The organism is Nocardiopsis sp. iso_186 (assembly GCF_056173365.1).
On record NZ_CM149670.1, the window covers coordinates 5,023,894 to 5,040,638 of the forward strand.

General features: G+C 71.3%; 20 protein-coding genes. 6 read left to right on the forward strand and 14 right to left on the reverse strand.

Translation table 11 applies throughout. The annotated features are described in order from the left end of the window. Position 1: 1 nt before the first annotated feature. The 13 genes from AC0VYP_RS21765 to AC0VYP_RS21825 all read right to left on the reverse strand — a co-directional run bounded on the left by AC0VYP_RS21765 (position 2) and on the right by AC0VYP_RS21825 (position 10,006). Positions 2-403, reverse strand: coding sequence for a pilus assembly protein TadG-related protein (locus tag AC0VYP_RS21765; RefSeq protein ID WP_285758573.1), 402 nt, complete (start codon positions 401-403; stop codon positions 2-4). Then, entirely contained in the window at positions 400-810 is a 411-nt protein-coding gene (locus tag AC0VYP_RS21770) for a TadE family protein (protein ID WP_285758571.1), read from the reverse strand. The genes AC0VYP_RS21765 and AC0VYP_RS21770 overlap by 4 nt, the downstream gene beginning before the upstream one ends. Next, positions 807-1,202, reverse strand: coding sequence for a TadE/TadG family type IV pilus assembly protein (locus tag AC0VYP_RS21775; RefSeq protein ID WP_285758569.1), 396 nt, complete (start codon positions 1,200-1,202; stop codon positions 807-809). Before AC0VYP_RS21775 ends, AC0VYP_RS21770 begins: the two co-directional genes overlap by 4 nt. 3 nt (positions 1,203-1,205) lie before the next feature. Beyond that, the gene (locus AC0VYP_RS21780; protein WP_285758567.1) at positions 1,206-1,382 is read right to left on the reverse strand and encodes a hypothetical protein; all 177 of its coding nucleotides are present in this window, start codon (positions 1,380-1,382) and stop codon (positions 1,206-1,208) included. 36 nt (positions 1,383-1,418) lie between these two features. Further along, positions 1,419-2,324: a type II secretion system F family protein gene (locus AC0VYP_RS21785; RefSeq protein ID WP_285758566.1), complete on the reverse strand. Its 906-nt coding sequence runs from the start codon at positions 2,322-2,324 to the stop codon at positions 1,419-1,421. Next, entirely contained in the window at positions 2,321-3,196 is an 876-nt protein-coding gene (locus AC0VYP_RS21790; protein ID WP_432707451.1) for a type II secretion system F family protein, read from the reverse strand. Before AC0VYP_RS21790 ends, AC0VYP_RS21785 begins: the two co-directional genes overlap by 4 nt. Continuing rightward, complete coding sequence (locus AC0VYP_RS21795) at positions 3,193-4,548, reverse strand: CpaF family protein (RefSeq protein WP_475471572.1); 1,356 nt, start codon at positions 4,546-4,548, stop codon at positions 3,193-3,195. Before AC0VYP_RS21795 ends, AC0VYP_RS21790 begins: the two co-directional genes overlap by 4 nt. After that, positions 4,545-5,309 carry a CpaE/TadZ family protein gene (locus AC0VYP_RS21800; protein ID WP_475471574.1) on the reverse strand — a complete coding sequence of 255 codons (765 nt, stop codon included), beginning with the start codon at positions 5,307-5,309 and terminating at the stop codon, positions 4,545-4,547. Before AC0VYP_RS21800 ends, AC0VYP_RS21795 begins: the two co-directional genes overlap by 4 nt. Further along, a complete protein-coding gene (locus tag AC0VYP_RS21805; RefSeq protein WP_475471576.1) occupies positions 5,309-5,977 on the reverse strand; it encodes an SAF domain-containing protein in 669 nt (222 codons plus the stop codon). The genes AC0VYP_RS21800 and AC0VYP_RS21805 overlap by 1 nt, the downstream gene beginning before the upstream one ends. A gap of 14 nt (positions 5,978-5,991) precedes the next feature. Continuing rightward, on the reverse strand, positions 5,992-6,861 hold the full coding sequence (locus AC0VYP_RS21810; protein WP_285758560.1) for a hypothetical protein: 870 nt from the start codon (positions 6,859-6,861) through the stop codon (positions 5,992-5,994). Next, complete coding sequence (locus AC0VYP_RS21815) at positions 6,855-7,373, reverse strand: hypothetical protein (RefSeq protein WP_475471578.1); 519 nt, start codon at positions 7,371-7,373, stop codon at positions 6,855-6,857. Before AC0VYP_RS21815 ends, AC0VYP_RS21810 begins: the two co-directional genes overlap by 7 nt. A 781-nt stretch (positions 7,374-8,154) precedes the next feature. Next, positions 8,155-9,054, reverse strand: coding sequence for a ribokinase (locus tag AC0VYP_RS21820; protein ID WP_475471580.1), 900 nt, complete (start codon positions 9,052-9,054; stop codon positions 8,155-8,157). 112 nt (positions 9,055-9,166) lie between these two features. After that, a complete protein-coding gene (locus AC0VYP_RS21825; RefSeq protein ID WP_475471582.1) occupies positions 9,167-10,006 on the reverse strand; it encodes an exodeoxyribonuclease III in 840 nt (279 codons plus the stop codon). Between the two features lie 443 nt (positions 10,007-10,449). Here AC0VYP_RS21825 and AC0VYP_RS21830 point away from each other — a divergent pair, with 443 nt between their 5' ends. The 6 genes from AC0VYP_RS21830 (at position 10,450) to AC0VYP_RS21855 (ending at position 15,405) form a co-directional block, all read left to right on the forward strand. Then, entirely contained in the window at positions 10,450-11,175 is a 726-nt protein-coding gene (locus AC0VYP_RS21830) for a response regulator transcription factor (RefSeq protein ID WP_285758555.1), read from the forward strand. 13 nt (positions 11,176-11,188) lie between these two features. Continuing rightward, complete coding sequence (locus tag AC0VYP_RS21835) at positions 11,189-12,610, forward strand: sensor histidine kinase (RefSeq protein ID WP_475471584.1); 1,422 nt, start codon at positions 11,189-11,191, stop codon at positions 12,608-12,610. Positions 12,611-12,680: 70 nt separating this feature from the next. Next, positions 12,681-12,845 carry a hypothetical protein gene (locus AC0VYP_RS21840; protein WP_475471586.1) on the forward strand — a complete coding sequence of 55 codons (165 nt, stop codon included), beginning with the start codon at positions 12,681-12,683 and terminating at the stop codon, positions 12,843-12,845. A gap of 143 nt (positions 12,846-12,988) precedes the next feature. Next, positions 12,989-13,507, forward strand: coding sequence for a hypothetical protein (locus AC0VYP_RS21845; protein ID WP_285758550.1), 519 nt, complete (start codon positions 12,989-12,991; stop codon positions 13,505-13,507). A 10-nt stretch (positions 13,508-13,517) separates the two neighbouring features. After that, complete coding sequence (locus tag AC0VYP_RS21850) at positions 13,518-14,729, forward strand: winged helix-turn-helix domain-containing protein (RefSeq protein WP_285758549.1); 1,212 nt, start codon at positions 13,518-13,520, stop codon at positions 14,727-14,729. Between the two features lie 196 nt (positions 14,730-14,925). Further along, positions 14,926-15,405 (forward strand): lamin tail domain-containing protein, encoded by a 480-nt coding sequence (locus AC0VYP_RS21855; protein WP_475471588.1) that lies wholly within the window; start codon positions 14,926-14,928, stop codon positions 15,403-15,405. A 77-nt stretch (positions 15,406-15,482) separates the two neighbouring features. Here the strand turns inward: AC0VYP_RS21855 and AC0VYP_RS21860 are convergent, their stop codons facing one another. Further along, positions 15,483-16,625 carry an acetyl-CoA C-acetyltransferase gene (locus AC0VYP_RS21860; RefSeq protein ID WP_475471590.1) on the reverse strand — a complete coding sequence of 381 codons (1,143 nt, stop codon included), beginning with the start codon at positions 16,623-16,625 and terminating at the stop codon, positions 15,483-15,485. Between the last annotated feature and the right edge of the window lie 120 nt (positions 16,626-16,745).

A 16,745-nucleotide genomic window follows, 5' to 3' on the forward strand; every position in this document is an offset into this window, starting at 1 on the left:
TTCAGGGGGTGGTGGGTCCGGAATAGGGGCGGGCACTCGCGGTGCCACTGACAGTCGTATTACCCAATGGTAGGAGGACAAAGCTATAAGAGACCGACGTGGTGACCGTCACCGTGTCGCCGCTCACCTCGGCGCTGCCGCTCGCCCCGGAGGAGGCCAGGAAGCCCTGGGCCGCCCCCACCGCCGCGGCGGCGTCGATGGCGACCGGGTCGCCCGCGCGGTAGGCCGCCCAGTCCAGCTGCTGGGCGCCGACCCGGGCCGCCTCCTGGGCCAGCAGCGACGCGCGGTTCTTGGCGCGCAGCGCGCCACCGCCGTCGAGGACCAGGCCCAGGCACATGACGAACGCCGACACCATGACGACGACGAAGGCGGTGACCTGGCCGCGGTCCGATCCGGTGCTCACGGGGTCCCCCGGTAGGTGTCGATGACGACGGTGGACTCGCCGCGCACGGTGCTGCTGCCGGGCAGTCCCAGGCCGGAGATGTCGCTGAACGAGACGTTGCAGGTGAGCGCCGCGGTGACCGCGCCGCCGGGCTGCAGGCCGCCGTGGTCGAGTTCGAGGCTGTAGCTGGCGCACTTGAGTCCGTGGGTGGCGAGGGTGTCCGCGGCGACCTGGTTGGCCGCCGCCTCCGCCTGGCCGGGTTCGCGCTCGATGGACGCGGCGCGGGCGGCGGCGTGCGCGACCTCGTCGGCGGTGCTGCCCGCGCCGGTGACCCGGCCGCCCAGGATCATCAGGAACGCGAACATCAGCAGCAGCGGGGTGATGACGGTGAGTTCGACGGCCGCCGAGCCGCGGTCCCTGCCCCTCACTGGGTTCCTCCTGCCGGGGTGGGCGGTACGAAACGCTCCACGGGCGCGGTCAGCTCGTGGCGCACCGGCCAGGTGAAGCCCGGCACGATGCTGGGCGCGTTGCCGGACACCACCACCCGGGCGGTGGTGGCGCCGACCTGGACCTGGATGCTGCGGTCGGTCAGGAGGCCGCCGCCGAGATCGTCGGCCACCGACTCCGCGTAGCCCTGCGGGTCGGTGGCCTCCGCGGCCCGGGCCGCCGCGACGGAGCGCTGCGCGATGCTGGTTGCGACGTGGTCGGCGTGCATCCACACGGCCATCTGGATCACAAAGAACACCAGAAAGAGCAGCAGTGGCGCCGCCACGACGAGCTCGGCGCTACCGCGATCCTCCGAAGGACGGTCGGGTCGCATCGCCTATTCGCCGGCGTCCAGCGAGATGGACGTGGCCTTGTTCTGGATCGTCGTGCCGACAGCCGTAACCGCGGCGATGGCGATGCCGACCAGGAGTGCGATGACAACGATGGTCTCGGTGGTGTAGCCGGCGTCGCCCTTGTGGCGGCGGCGGGCGAGGAACTCTCTGATGGTGTTCATGCGGGGGCTCCTTGTTTCGTGAAGGGAGGGACTGCTTCAGAGGCTGGACATGATCAGGCTCACTGCCGGATAACCGAGCAGGAGGAGAAAGCCGGCGAAGAGCAGCACCACCGGCAGGCTCATCTTCTCGGTGGCCGCCTGGGCGTCGGCGTCCAGCTCGGCCAGGTGCTGGGTGCGCAGCGTCTTGGCCTTGGCGGCCAGCGAGCCGCGCACCCGGGCCCCGTCGGCCCCGGCCAGCTGGAGGCTGGCCGAGAGCTCGTCGAACTCCGGGACGTCGTAGCGGTCGCCGAGCTCGCGCAGTGCCGTCCAGGCCGGCTGGCGGTCCAGCGCGGCGCCGCGCAGGGCGAGGGCGATCCGGGTCATCGCCCAGCTGCTGCTGGTCGCGGTGGCGTCGGACAGCGCGCCGTTCACCCCGGCGCCACCGGCCAGCGCCACCACCACCAAGTCGGCGAACCCGGCGAGGGCGTGCCGCATACGCTCGCGGCGCTTGCCGGCCTCGTCGCGCAGCGCGAGGTCCGGGGCGATCCACAGCACGACGGCGAACAGCGCCCAGCAGGCCCCGGCCACCAGCGGGGAGAGGCCGACACCCAGCACCGTCATTACGACGCCCATGACCGGCGGCCCCAGCAGGCCGAGGAGCAGGCCGGTGGCCTTCTCCGCGAGGTAGCGGTCCACGTCGCGGTCGCACACCACGAGGTCGCGCCGGGTGCGGGCCGTGGGCAGGCCGAAGGAGGCCATCAGCGGGGTGCCGAGGCGGCCCAGCCGGGCGGTGAACCCGGCCTCTTCTTCCGAGACCACCGGGCGCGGCGGCTGCTTCGGCGGGGGGTCGGCGAGCCGCTCGGCCAGGCTGGGCCGGGCGTAGCCCACCGCGAGTACCAACCACACCCCCAGGCCGACCAGCAGCCCGGCCCCCAGGGTCAGCGGCGACACGTCGGGGATCACGCGGGCACCTCCTCGGATCGGGCGGCCGGCGCGAGCACGCGCGGGCCCAGTTTCGGCCGGGACAGCCGGACCAGCCAGACCAGCGCGGCGGCCCACAGCCCGCCGATCCCGGCGAGTACCAGCTGGCCGACGAAGCCGTCGAACGGCGCCAGGTAGTCCGGGCTGAACAGCAGCATCAATGCAGCCATCCCCATCGTGACACCGATGATGATGCGGGTGGAGGTGCGCACCCGCGCCCGGTTCGCGGCGAGGCGGACCAGCATGGCGGCCTGCTCGCGCGCGGCCTCGGCCAGGCTGCCCAGCAGGGTGCCCAGGTCGGCGGCATGCCGCGCGGCGGCGGTACTCAGCGCGGCGGCCACGAGGTCGGCGGTGGGGTTGTCCACCTCGTTGGCGAACAGCTCCAGCGCCTCCTGCGGCGACCGCCCAGCGCGGATACGCTCGGCGAGCCGGGCGACCTCGTCGCGGATCGGCTCCGGCGCGATGGGAACGGTGGCGGTGATGGCCTGGTGCAGGCCCGAGGAACCCGCCATGAGGTCGCGCAGCATCTCGGACCAGGCGGCGACCGCCTCGACCCCGGCGACCTGCTGCTCGTGGTGCTTGTCCGAGCCGAACAGGACCGGGGCGAACCAGCAGCCGACCCCGATGAGCACGCCGGCGACCGGCCAGCCGGTGACCAGCCACGCCGCGGCACCGCCGGCCACCGCCAGCACCAGCCGGAGGGGACGGCCCCGCTCGAAGGGCAGGGTCCGCAGCCGGTACAGCGCCGTCCCGGTGGGGAAGGAGGCCAGCGCGGCCAGCGCGAGCCACAGGCCCGCGCCGGCGATGACACCGGCCGCGGCGATGAGGAGGGTCTGGACGTCGGGCACGGTCACCACCCCCCGCCCATGCTCACGTCGGCGTGCAGCAGGCTGGTGTCGAATCCGACCTCGGTCAGCGCGGCGACGGTGTCGGTCCCGGGCGGGGCCGCGGGCAGCTGCTCGCCGTTGGGGCGGCGGCGGTAGATCTCGTTGGAGACCACGCGCTGCTCCTCGGCTCCGACCACCTCGCGCACGCTGGTCACCATGCGCCGGCCGGCGGGGGTGGAGGAGACGTGCACGACGAGGTGCACGGCGGAGGCGACCAGTGCGGCGGTGGCCTCCAGCGGCAGCCGCTCGGCGGACTGCGCGGCGTAGGCGCCGAACTTGGTGAACGCCCCCGAGGAGTCGCTGGCGTGCAGCGTGGTGAGGCTGCCGTCGTTGCCCTGGCTCATGGCGTTGAGCAGTGGGACCGTCTCGTGGCCGCGGGTCTCGCCCACGATCACCCGGTCCGGCGACATCCGCAGCGCGGTGCGCACGAGATCGGCGATGGTGACCGCGCCGGCCCCCTCGACGTTGGCCGGCCGCGCCTGCAGCGCGACGCAGTCGGGGTGGGCCTCGTCGCGGTCCAGGCCGAGCTCGAAGACGTCCTCGATGGTGACCAGGCGCTCCTCCGGCGGGATCTCGGCGGCGATGGCGCGCAGCAGAGTGGTCTTGCCCGCTCCGGTTCCGCCGGTGACGACCATGTTGCGGCGCGAGCGCACCGAGGCGCGCAGCAGCGCCACCAGGGTGTTGTCGAGGGTGCCCAGGTCGCGCAGCTGCTCCAGGGTGGTGGTGCTGTAACGGTGCCGGCGGATGGACACCGAGGGCTCGCGGGCGACCTCCATGACGGCGTTCATGCGCTCGCCGCCGGGCAGCTGCATGTCCAGGATCGGCGCACCCGGGTCGAAGCGGCGCTCCCCCGTGGTCGCCTCGGCGGCGATGCGCCGGACCAGCGCGATGAGCTCGGAGGAGTCACCGAAGATCGCCGTCTTCTGCTCCCGGCGGCCGTCGGCGTAGCGGATCCAGACCCTGGTTCCGTTGCAGTTGATGTTCTCGATCTCGGGGTCGTCCAGGAACACCTGGAGCGGGCCGAACCCGCACACCTGGGCCAGCACGCGGCGGGCGATGTCGGCCTCGGTGGCCGCGTCGAGCACAGCGCGGCCCTCGGCCAGCGCGTCGCCGGCCGCCTCGTCGAGGACCTGGGCGATGACGCGCTCCGCGCGCCTGCGGTAGTCCTGCCCGGAGTACGACTTCTCGTCGCGCATGACCTCGCTGAGGCGCCGGGTGGTCTCCGAGGCGACCCAGTTGGTCCAGTCGTTGACCAGCCTGAGCCGCTGGTGGTTGACGACCTGGCCGGGGTCCTCGTAGAAGGGCGAGTCCAGGTTCATGAGGGCGACACCGCCGGCTGGTGGCCGCTCTGTGCCGGGGCGGCGTCCTTGAGCAGGTCGGCGGCCAAGGCGGCCGCTGACTTGAACAGGGGGCGGCGCTCGGGGCGGCGGTTGTTGCGCTCGCCGCGCAGGAACGCGGCGCCCTTCTCGTCGCGGGGCAGCCGGCCCCACACGGGCAGGCCGACGGCCGCGGAGATCTCCGCGGTGGAGTCGGAGCCGCCGGTGACGACGACCCGCAGGGAACGGAAGGAGTCCGCGAAGGCCGCGGCCGACTCCTTGACCCGGCGCAGCTGGGCGACCTCGTCCTGGACCACCAGGATCGCGGTGTCGGCGGCGACGGCGAGGTGCGCCGTGGGGGAACGGGGCGCGATGCGGCCCAGGTTGACGACCGTGACCGGCCCGTGGTCGGCCCGCAGGACGGAGGCGTGCTGGGCGAGCAGGCCGACCGCGCCGGCCGACCGGTCGGCGGTGGCGGGTGCGACGCACACCGGCAGCCCGCCGGGCAGGACCTGGGCGTGCTTGAGCGGGCTGTGCTCGCCGCTGTCGGCGGGCTGCACCTCGCGGTGCCGGGCGGCCGCGGCGAGGTCGATCAGTCCGGGCGAGGTGTGCAGGCGGCGCCAGGTGGCGACGTCGCCGCCCCCGGAGTCGGCCTCGACGAGCACGGCGCCCGCCTCGTCCGGCCAGACACTGGCCAGCGCCATCGCCAGGGTGGTGACGCCGGGGGCGCCGCCCAGGGAGAAGAGGGAGATCGTCCGGGTCATCAGGACCCCCCGCCGGCGGGGACCTGGACCAGGGCGATGCCGTCCGCCGCGGCGGCGGTGGAGATCTGGCCCGCGTCGCCCGCGTCCACCAGGAGTTCGGCGGTGGCGGAACCGCCGTCGGCGGCGGTGAAGGACTGCAGGTGGGCGGCATATGCCTGGACGCCCCGGCGCGTGCCGGACTCGCCCTCGCTGACGACCACGACCGAGACCTGCGCGCCGGGGCGCAGCGACTCGGGGAAGCGGCCCGGCTTGAGCGAGGCGCCCACCACGGCCCGGCCGCTCTCGGGGTAGTCCGAGCCGGGGCCGACGGCCGTCTCGGGCAGCACGCTGTCGGCCGCCACGGGCACGGTGAGTGTGCTGCCCACCACCTGCTCCAGCTGGTCGCCGGAGACGACCGAGAGGCCGCTGGTACCGGAGAGGTCGGCGACCCGGAGGTCGCCGGCGGTCAGCAGGTGACCGGCCGGCAGGTCGGCGTCGGCCACCAGCACCTGGCGGCGCTGGTCCAGCTGGTTGACGGCGGTCGTCGCGACCAGCGCGCCCGCCGCCATCAGTGCGATCCCCAGACCCAGCCAGCGCCATCGCCTGGGGCCGGTGCCCAGCAAACGGACCGGCTGGGCCGCGCCCGCCGCCCGGGGCGCCTTAGTCGGGGCTGTCGCTGTCTCGACCACGTTCGTTCCGTCCTCTATCCGCGGCCGGTGGAGGTCACCAGGCCCTGCGATTCTTCAACCGGCAACTCGATCTGCGCGGCCGTGACGACCGGGTCCATCTCGCCCGTCTCGGTGCCCTCGTCGTCGGAGATCTCCCAGCCGATGCCCCAGGTGACCTCGGCGGTCACCTGGAACACCCCGCCGGGCTCGGCGAAGGAGGAGGTGGTGTAGACGTGGCCGCAGTCGGGGGACTCCGCCGCCGGGTCGTGCGTGGCGGGGTCGAAGGGGGTGCCGGGACCGTCGCAGATGATCTGCGTCCCGTCGCCCAGGGTCCACCGGGTCTGGGTGGGGGTGGCGGAGACGCCGACCGAGAGCCCCGGGACCTCGGCGGAGGTGCTGGCGGGCTCCCAGCCCTCCGGCTGGAGCCAGAACCAGATCGGGGTGTGCACCAGCAGGCGCGACCCGACGGCCGGCGAGGTGACGATCTCGGGGGCGGGGAGCTCGAAGGACCCCAGGGCCTCCTGGATGGCCACCATCGGGTCCTGGGGGGCGGCACCCGCCCCGTCGCCGTAGTCGACGGCGTCCCAGTCGATGGACTCCCAGTCCACCGCGTCCCAGTCGATGGCGCTCCAGTCGATGGCGTCCCAGTCGATGCCGGCATAGGGGTCGTCGGCCCCGCCCGTGCCGCCCCCGTCGCCGGAACCGGTCGAGGTGCCTCCGCCCCCGCTGCTGCCGGGCACCCCGCCGTACTCGATGGCCCACTGGAGCAGGACCGAGCAGCCGGCGCCCCCGGAACTTCCGCACTGGATACTGCTGAGGAAGTCGGGGGTGTCGGCGTTGGCCGGCGTGGTGGCGGCCAGCAGGAGGGCGGCAGTCATGGCGACGGCGCCTGTTCGTCTCAGCACGTTCCCGGCTCCCAGATTCGCAGTTCGAAGACCCGCCAGACGAGTCCGTCATGGCCGACCCCGGCATCGACCCGGCGGGGCGCCCCGCCGGAGGACTGTCCGTCCACGCTCCACTGGGAGTCGTTGACGCAGTCGGTGACATTGGCTTTGGCCGAGCCGTCCATCACGACCTCGGGGTCGAGGACCGGTTCCCCGGTCGGTGGCTCCCCTGAGATCTTGGCCGATTGGAGGGCCTGGTTCATCAGTTCCAGGGCACCGCCCGTGGCGTAGCGCTCCAGTTCGGCCGGAGCGGTCTCTCCGGCGTGGGACGCGTTGACCACTACGGCCCACATGCCGTTGTATGCGGCGAGTGCGGCTCCCTCGGGGGTTTCGGCCGCACCGCTCTGCGCCTCGTTGACGAGGGTCGCCTCGGGGGAGGCGGGTTCCTCGTCGTCGATTCCGGCCGCGGAGCAACCGATACAGGCCGCGAGCAGTACAGCACAGCCGGTGGCGACCACATCGAGTGACCGCATCGTGTCCTCCCGCTTGTTTTCGGTCCGCGTCCCGACTCGGGCGAGCGCGGTGTCGGTTTCACCCCGCGCCGGTCGAAGCCGGTGGAGAACGTCCCCATGATCCGAAAGGCCACTTCGCAATGCTCAGCCACCATAATACTAAACACCCGAAACCCCCTTTGCAACCATTCCGAAAATGTCCGAAAGGCAACGATCAACCGCAGGGCGACACGACGGGAAACCCCGACGGGCCGGGACGTTAACCCGACACGGAAGTCGCAGGCAGAGGGGGTTCTCAATGATGGATGAACCGGCACCAACGGTTCGGTGAATATCGATCCGAACTCATTTGGAAACAATTTCGTTACCCGAAATTGCTCGATACGGGCATTTTTTCGCGGAGCCCGAAACCCTGGAAGAAAAAAATGTGGATTCGGACATGGCCGATGTGTGAAACGGATCCGCTTCCGAGGGGAAGACGGCGGGGACGCGACCCGGGCGGCGGGGGCCTCCAGGTCCGCCGGAGGCCGACCCTGGGGGCCGGTGTGGCTTCACCTGCTCTTGAACTTGGCTTTAGGTGAGTTTAAAGAAATAGCACACAGCACACAACCCTTGCCGCTTCATGGCTTCCCCCCATGCCTCCGAAGATGACGTATCACCACGTCAGGGCAGCCATGAAGCACAAAAAAGTCTCACTTGATGGTTTTCACAGACGAATCGATCGCCATGAACGACCATCAGGCAACAAACGGCCGGTCACGATCCGGGGCAACCCGCGATCGCGACCGGCCGCCGTGGCTCGTCAGGCAGCGTCGATCTCCGCGCGGGTGGGCATCGAGGAGCTCGCACCGTGGCGTTGCACCGAGAGCGCGGCGGCCGTCGCCGCGAACTCCAGGGCCGCCCGAGGCGAACGGCCCTCGGCGCGCGCGACCACGAACGCACCGCAGAAGGTGTCGCCGGCTGCGGTGGTGTCCACGGCCGTGACCTGCACGGCGGCGACCCGGGTGGGCTCCTCTCCGCGGCGGCCGTGGATCGAGCCGTCCGCGCCGAGCGTGATGATGGCCTCGGGCACCAGTTCGAGCAGTGCGGCGAGAGCCCGCTCCGGGTCGTCCTCGCCGGTGATGGCGGCCGCCTCGTGCTGGTTGGGCACGATGAGATCCACCGAGTCCAGCAGTTCACCGGGCAGTGGCCGTGCCGGTGCCGGCGTCAGCACGGTGGGCACCCCCGCCGCGCGACCGGCACGCGCCGCGGCGACGACCCCCTCCATGGGCAGCTCCAACTGGAGCAGTAGAGCCGCACTTCCCCTCAGCAGCGGGAGGTCGTCCTCCTCCAGGCCGGTCACGGTTCCGTTGGCGCCGGGGATCACGATGATGGAGTTGGACCCGTGCCCGTCCACCACGATGTGCGCGACCCCGGAGGCGCCGGGCTCCATGCGCAGCCCGGACACCTCGACTCCGGTGTTGACGAGGTTGGAGCGCAGTTGGGTGCCGAAGGCGTCGTCCCCGACCGCGCCGATGAAGGTCACATCAGCGCCGGCCATGGCCGCCGCGACCGCCTGGTTGGCGCCCTTGCCCCCGGGGATCTGCCGGAACTCCCGGCCCTGAACGGTCTCCCCGCTGGCGGGGGCGACGTCGGCGTAGGCGACGAGGTCCATATTGATACTGCCGAATACCGCGATCTGCGGTGCCGATGCTGGATTCACCCCTCGTACGTTACCGAGGTTCGGCGGCCCTCTCGGTTTCGGGCCTCAGCAGCGACGACACCGGCACTCGACACGCTTTCCCGCGCCTTCCCGCGTCGTCCGGCGGCAGGGGTCACTCGGAGGCGAACTCGACGAAGACCGGGGCGTGGTCGGATGCGCCCTTGCCCTTGCGCTCCTCGCGGTCCACCGAGGCGCCTGCCGCCCGCCGGGCCAGAGCGGGCGAGGCCAGCACGAAGTCGATGCGCATTCCCTTGCGCTTGGGAAAGGCCAAACCCTTGTAGTCCCAGTAGGTGTAGACGCCCGGCCCCGGGGTGTACGGGCGCACGACGTCGGCGAACCCCGCGTCCACGACAGCCTGGAAGGCGTCGCGCTCGGGAGCGGTGACGTGTGTACTGCCCTCGAAGACGTCCATGTCCCAGACGTCGGCGTCCTGCGGAGCGACGTTGAAGTCACCGCACAGCGCGATCTGCGCGGCGGGGTCCCGAGCCAGCCACTCGGCTCCGGCCGCGCGCAGTCGGTCCAACCACCGCAGCTTGTAGGTGTAGTGCGGATCGTCGATGGCTCGGCCGTTGGGAATGTAGAGGCTCCAGACCCGCACCCCGCCGCAGGTGGCACCGATGGCGCGCGCCTCGGGCGCGACCGGGTCGCCGAAGCCCGGCTGTTCGGGGAAACCGACCTGGACGTCGGCGAGCCCCACCCGCGAGGCGACCGCGACGCCGTTCCACTGCGACAGCCCGTGGTGGGCGACCTCGTAGCCGAGGTCGGTGAACACCTGTTCGGGGAACTGCTCGGCCTTGCACTTGGTCTCCTGGATCGCCACGACGTCAACGTCGCTGCGCTCCAGCCAGGCGGCGATACGCTCGCCGCGGGCCCGGACACTGTTCACGTTCCATGTCGCCAATCGCACCCCGCCAGGGTAGCGCCGGCCGAGGACATCCCGTGGCGAGCGCACCGAACAGGGCCGGCACGGGTGGTGGTTCCTGGCGCGGCCGTCCTCCGCACCAGGAACCGGGCACGACTTCTGGCACACGGTGGAGCCCTTGGAGTCGCTGTCCAGCTAGAGGACCACATCCGACCCACTGTTCACATGGTTTTCTCCGAATTCATTCCGTAGTTGGACGAATACCTTGAGTTCGCGGCAGGCGCGACTCTCGCCTCCCGTACGGAAAACCCAGTGTTTTCCCAGTCTCGGCGGACCGGCCGGTTCAGCGCCGCTCTGCGGGGGATCAGCGTCCCGCGCACGATCGGCCCCCGCTCCACCGGCCCTGTCACGCCCCCCGTCCCCCACTCGGCGAACGGCCCTGCGGCATGATGGGAGCGCGTGTCGAACACGCCGCCGTCCACGCGAAACGCACGCCCACGCGATCGCGATGCCCGCTACACCAAGGTGAACCGATGACCGACGCAGAGACCGCGACGAAGCCGCACGTGCTGGTGATCGACGACGAGCCCAACATCCGGGACCTGGTCCAGGCGGCGCTGCGCTTCCACGGCTTCGACGTCAGCACCGCCGGCACCGGCGGCGAGGGGCTGTCGATGGCCCGCGCCAACCACCCCGACCTCATCGTCCTGGACGTCCTGCTGCCCGACATCAGCGGATTCGACGTCTGCCGTCAGCTGCGCGAACGCGACGACGACGTGCCCGTCATATACCTCACCGCGCGCGACACCCCCTCCGACACCGTCACCGGGCTCTCCCTGGGCGGCGACGACTACGTCACCAAGCCCTTCTCCGTCGAGGCGCTGGTCGCCAGGATCCGCGCACTCCTGCGCCGCACCAAGCGCGATTCCGGCCCCGCCGAGACAACCGCGGACGGGGTCCTGCGGGTGGCCGACCTGGAACTGGACGAACGCACCTGGACGGTACGACGCGGCGGCACCCCCGTCGAGCTCTCCCCCACCGAGTTCCGGCTGCTGGCGTACCTGATGGGCAACGCGGGGCGGGTGCTGACCCGGGCCCAGCTGCTGGAGAACGTGTGGGGCTGGGACTACGCCGGACAGTCGCAGATCGTGGAGACGTACGTGAGCTACCTGCGCCGCAAACTGGAGCCGCTCGGCCCCAACCTCATCCACACCCAGCGCGGCGTGGGCTACGCGCTGCGCAGCAAAGACGAGAAGTAGCGGGACGGCCCCCGTGCACCCAGGCCGTCCCCTGCGCTCCCGGCTCCTGGTCGGGCTGCTCGTCGTGACCGGTGTCGGGCTGCTGGTGAGCTGCCTGGTGAGCATCCTGACGCTTCGGACCTTCATCACCGAACGGCTGGACGCACAACTGGTCCTGACCGCCGAGCGGGCCATGGTGCGCCTGGACAACGGCACCCCGCCGGTCGGCGTGGACGCCCCCAGTCCCTCCCCCTACTTCGTGGTGCTGATCCACCCCGGGACCGGGGAGGTCAACCAGATCTACGGCGACACCTTCCGCGAGGACGTGGTGTTGAACCGGATCGCCGCGCTGTCCCTGGCCGACCTGCGTTCCTACGGCCGCTCCCAGGAACTCTTCGAACTCAACAGCACCGAGGACTCCGTTCCCCCGCACCGGGCCACGGTCCGGCTGCGCGACGACGCGATCATGGTCAGCGGCGTTCCCACCGAGGAGCGCGAGGACTACCCGCGCCAGTTGATGCAGGTGCAGCTGGTCACCGCGATCATGCTGCTGGGCGGGCTGACCCTGGTCGGGCGGCGGCTGATCGTGCGCGGCCTCGCCCCGCTGGACCGCATGGCCACCACCGCCGGACAGATCAGCACCGGTTCCGACCTCGCCGACCGGATGCCCGACGCCGACCCCTACACCGAGGTGGGCCGGCTTGGCATGGCGATCAACACCATGCTGGGCCGGCTGGAGCACGCGTTCAAAGCGAAGGCCGCGTCGGAACGCCGGGTGCGGGACTTCGCCGCCGACGCCTCGCACGAACTGCGCACACCGCTGACCACCATCCGCGGCTACACCGAGCTCTACCGGCAGGGTGCGATCCCTCCGGAGGAACTCCCCGGGGCGATGCGGCGGGTGGAGGGCGAGGCGGAGCGCATGAGTCGGCTGGTCGCCGAACTCCTGGAGCTCGCCCGACTGGACCGCACCGGGTCGCTGCAACTGGCCGACTGCGACCTGGCAGCGCTGGTACGCGAGATGGCCGCCGACGCCGCCGCGGTCAACCCCGACCGCAACCTCGTGCTGGACCTGCCCGAAAGCCTCGTCCAGCCGATCGACGAACCCCGGTTCCGCCAGATCCTGGCCAATCTGCTGGACAACGTCCGCGAGCACACCCCCGAAGGCACCCCGGTGACGATCCGGCTCGACGGCGAAGGCGACGAGACGGTCCTGGTGGTCGCCGACGCCGGTCCGGGAATGCCCACCGACGAGGCGCATCGGGCCTTCGACCGGTTCTACCGGGGCAACCGCTCCCCCGGTGTGGGCAGTGGGCTCGGACTGTCGATCGTGCAGGCCATCGCGACCGCCCACGGCGGTTCGGTCGGCATCGAGTCGTCCCCGGGCGCAGGGACGACCATCACGGTGTGGCTGTCAACCAACGGCGCGCTCCTCCCGCCCGAGACAACGGACTGACCGTGCCGGCCCCGCCTCCCGCCCCCGGCCGGGCCGGACCGTCCTCGGGCCCGGAGGCTACATTGGCGTCATGGACATAGCGATCGTGTGCCAGGACTGCCATGGAAGCGGGTACCGGGTGCGGGTCTACGGCTACATGAGTGTCAACGGCCACGCCGAGATGCTGGTCCCCAGGGACTGCCTGTCCTGCGGAGGTTCCGGCCGGGTCCTGACCTCGGGCTGGTCTGCCGCGTAGCGGCTTTTCGGCCCGGCTTCGCGGCGGCCGTCCGGCGTGCCGGATTGGCCACGCGTTCCCCGGGCAAATACCGTTCGAGAGGAGATTCTCCGGATCCCCAGCCCCGCACAGAGGCTTCCGGACCGTCTCGAGAAGGCGTTTCGATGAGCGTTGACGTCTCCGTCCCACCCGGCCCGGGTCGGACCCGACGGCACAGGAGAAGTTCCTGGGCCACGGACCACCCGCGGCTGAAATGGGCGCCCCCGGCCGCCGTGGCAACGGTGACCGTCCTCGGCATGTTCTGGGGACTTGCCGCACTGGCCGGACCGTCGGAGCCGACCGGACCGGCCGCTCCTCGGGCCGCGGGCTCCGCTGCGCCCTCCGCGTCGCCCAGCCCCAGCCAGCGGGGTGAGGCCCAGTTGAGCGCAATCCTCAACCAGGCGACCGCTCCCGTGGTCACCGTGGTCAGCGCTCCCTTGCTGCTGCCGCCTCCCGAACCCAGTCCCGAGCCGAGCCCGTCCCCCGCCGACCCATCGCCCGGCGCGTCCCCTGCTCCGCAACCCGAACAGCCGTCGCTTCCGGTCATACCGGACCCCGATACCGCCCCCGCCGGATCGAACGACCGGCTGCCCGAGTCGGGGCCTCCCGGATTCGACGACCCCGCGCCCGAGATCCCCGACTAAGTTAGTACGCGTGTACGAACAACGACCGGCCCCCCATCCCAGACGCGATGCCACCCTGTCACTGGCCGAGGCCAGGCGGGTGGCACTGGCCGCACAGGGCTTCGCCGACCGACGCCCCTCCTCCGCTGCGACGCAACGGCACCTGCAACGGGTGATCGACCGTGTCGGGATCATCCAGATCGACAGCGTGAACGTGCTCTCACGCAGCCAGTACCTCCCCGTCCACGCGCGCCTGGGGGCCTACGACCGCACCCTGCTGGACCGGGCCGCCACGGGCCGCGGCGGACGCCTGGTCGAGTACTGGGCGCACGAGGCGAGCCTGATCCCTCCCACGACGCACCGACTGCTGCGCTGGCGGATGGCCCGTGCGCGCGACGAGGCGTGGGGCGGGATGCGCCGGGTCGCCGCCGAGCACCCCGAATTGGTCAAGGCGGTGCTCGGCGAGGTCGAGCGGACCGGACCGGCCACCTCCCGTCAGATCGAGACCGCCCTGGAACACGACGTCCCACGGGGCAAGGAGCACTGGGGCTGGAACTGGTCGCTGGTGAAGTCGGCGCTGGAGTACCTGTTCTGGTGTGGCGAGGTGACCACCGACGGGCGCACGCCCCAGTTCGAGCGCCGTTACGACCTCACGTCACGGGTACTGCCCGCCACGGTGCACGAGGCCCCCGACCCCGATCCGGCCGACGCCCGACGGGAACTGGTCGCGATCGCGGCCCGTGCCCACGGCGTGGCCACACAGAAGTGCCTGCGCGACTACTTCCGCCTCAGCGCCGGGGAGGGGCGCGCGGCGGTCACCGATCTCGTGGAGTCCGGCGAACTGGTGCCCGTGGGCGTCGAGGGCTGGGGGCAGCCCGCCTATCTCCACCGCGACGCCCGCTTCCCGCGCCGGGTGACGGCAAGCGCGCTCCTGAGCCCATTCGACTCACTGATCTGGGAACGCGCCCGCACCGAGAACCTGTTCGGTTTCCGGTACCGCCTGGAGATCTACGTCCCCGCCCCCAAACGGGTGCACGGATACTACGTGCTGCCGTTCCTGCTGGGCGAGCGGCTGGTCGCCCGGGTGGACCTCAAGGCCGATCGCGCTGCCGGGGTCCTGCTGGTGCGCCGGACCACGCTGGAACCCGACGCTCCGCCCGAGGCCCCCGAGGCGCTGGCCGCCGAACTGGGGCGCATGGCCCAGTGGCTCGGGCTGAACGGTGTGGCAGGCCCAACCGGATAGCCACCCAACCGGACACCGACGGACACTCAGGTCGGAGCCGGCGGCGCACCCTCTTTTCTGGTGAAACGCACGGCCGGATACGGCCTCCTCATCAGCGTAAATTTCGGCAACCACCAGGTCGGGGCGGGCGTCAATGATGACGTATCCCGCGGGGCGCCCAGCCCCGCGAGCGGTTTTTCAGAGAAGAGAACCCCCTATGCGTACCCGCAGCCTCATCGCCTCACTGCTCATGGCGTTGACCGCCTCGCTGCTCATGGCGACCCCCGCGGAGGCGGCGCCGGCCCTGCAGTTCACGTTCGTCGCGTACGACAGTCCCGGCACCGACAACCGCTCGAACTCCTCCCTCAACGCGGAGTACGTGGTCATCAAGAACACCACGAAGAAGGCCGTCAACCTCAAGGGGTACGTGCTGCACGACGCACCGTCAACCGCGAACAAGAGCAAGGGGCGAAAGTGGAACTACGCCTACACCTTCGGGTCCTTCAGCCTGGCCGCGGGCAAGTCGGTGACGGTGCGCACCGGTTCGGGCGGCAACACCGCCACGACCCGCTACTGGAACTTCCGCCAGTACGTCTGGAACAACGACCGCGACACCGCGACGCTGCTCAACGCCAAGGGCGCCAAGGTCAACACCTGCTCCTGGACGACCACGAAGCCCGGCTCCACCAAGTGCTGAGCCGTCCGGCAGCGTCCCGGTGAGCAGGGCGTGCCGAAGACCCTCCCGCACGGGCGGTCTTCGGCACGCCGGGCCGGCTACACCCGCTCGATGATGGTGACGTTGGCCTGCCCGCCGCCCTCGCACATGGTCTGGAGCCCGTAACGGCCACCGCTGCGCCGGAGCTCATGGACCAGCTTGGTCATGAGGACGGCCCCGGTCGCGCCCAGGGGATGTCCCAGGGCGATGGCACCGCCGTTGGGGTTGACGGTGGCCGGGTCGGCGCCCAGTTCCTCGGTCCAGGCCATGGGAACCGGCGCGAATGCCTCATTGATCTCGGTGACGTCGATGTCGCCGATCCCGAGGCCGGCCTTGTGCAGCGCGACGCGGGTGGCGGGAATGGGCGCCGTGAGCATGTACACCGGGTCGTCGCCCACCAGGGAGAGCTGGACGATCCGGGCCAGCGGGACAAGGCCGTGCTCTGCCACGGCGCGCTCGGAGGCGATCAGCACCGCGGCGGCGCCCACCGAGATCTGGCTGGCCACCGCCGCGGTGAGCGCCCACCCCTCGCGCAGCGGCGTGAGGCCGGCCATCTTCTCCAGGGTGGTGTCGGGACGGATCCCTTCGTCGTGGGACACCCCCGCGAGCGGGACGATCTCGGCGTCGAAGCGCCCAGCCTCGCGGGCCTCTGCCGCTCTGTGGTGGCTCTCCAGGGAGTAGCGTTCCAGGTCCTCGCGTTCGTAGCCCCACTTCTCGCACATCAACTGGGCACCGCGAAACTGCGAGATCTCCTGGGTTCCGTAGCGCTCGGCCCACCCCTCCCCGTAGAGCGAGAGCCCGTTGTCGAGCGCGAACTGCACGTTGGCGCCCATGGGAACCATGCCCATGTTCTCGACACCGGAGGCCACCACGAGGTCCTGGGTGCCGGACATGACGCCCTGCGCGGCGAAGTGCACGGCCTGTTGGGAGGAACCGCACTGCCGGTCGATGGTGACACCCGGCGTGCTCTCGGGCAGGCCGGCCGACAGCCACGCCGTGCGGGCCAGGTCCAGCGCCTGCGGTCCTGCCTGGCTGACGCACCCCATGATCACGTCCTCGACCGCGGCGGGGTCGATGCCGGTGCGCCTGACCAGTTCTTTGAGGACGTGTGCTCCCATGTCCGCGGGGTGCACGGCGGCCAGCGCCCCCTTGCGGACTCCCACGGGGGTGCGGACCGCCCCGACGATGAATGCCTCAGCCATGGCTTTCTCCTGGAGAGTGGTGGTCGGACCCAATAAACCGAACCATATTCGGCCAAGAGGGGAAGGCAAGCCGCCGGAGAGCGGGCCTGCACGGCAGCAGCGGCCGTGCGCCCGAGTACC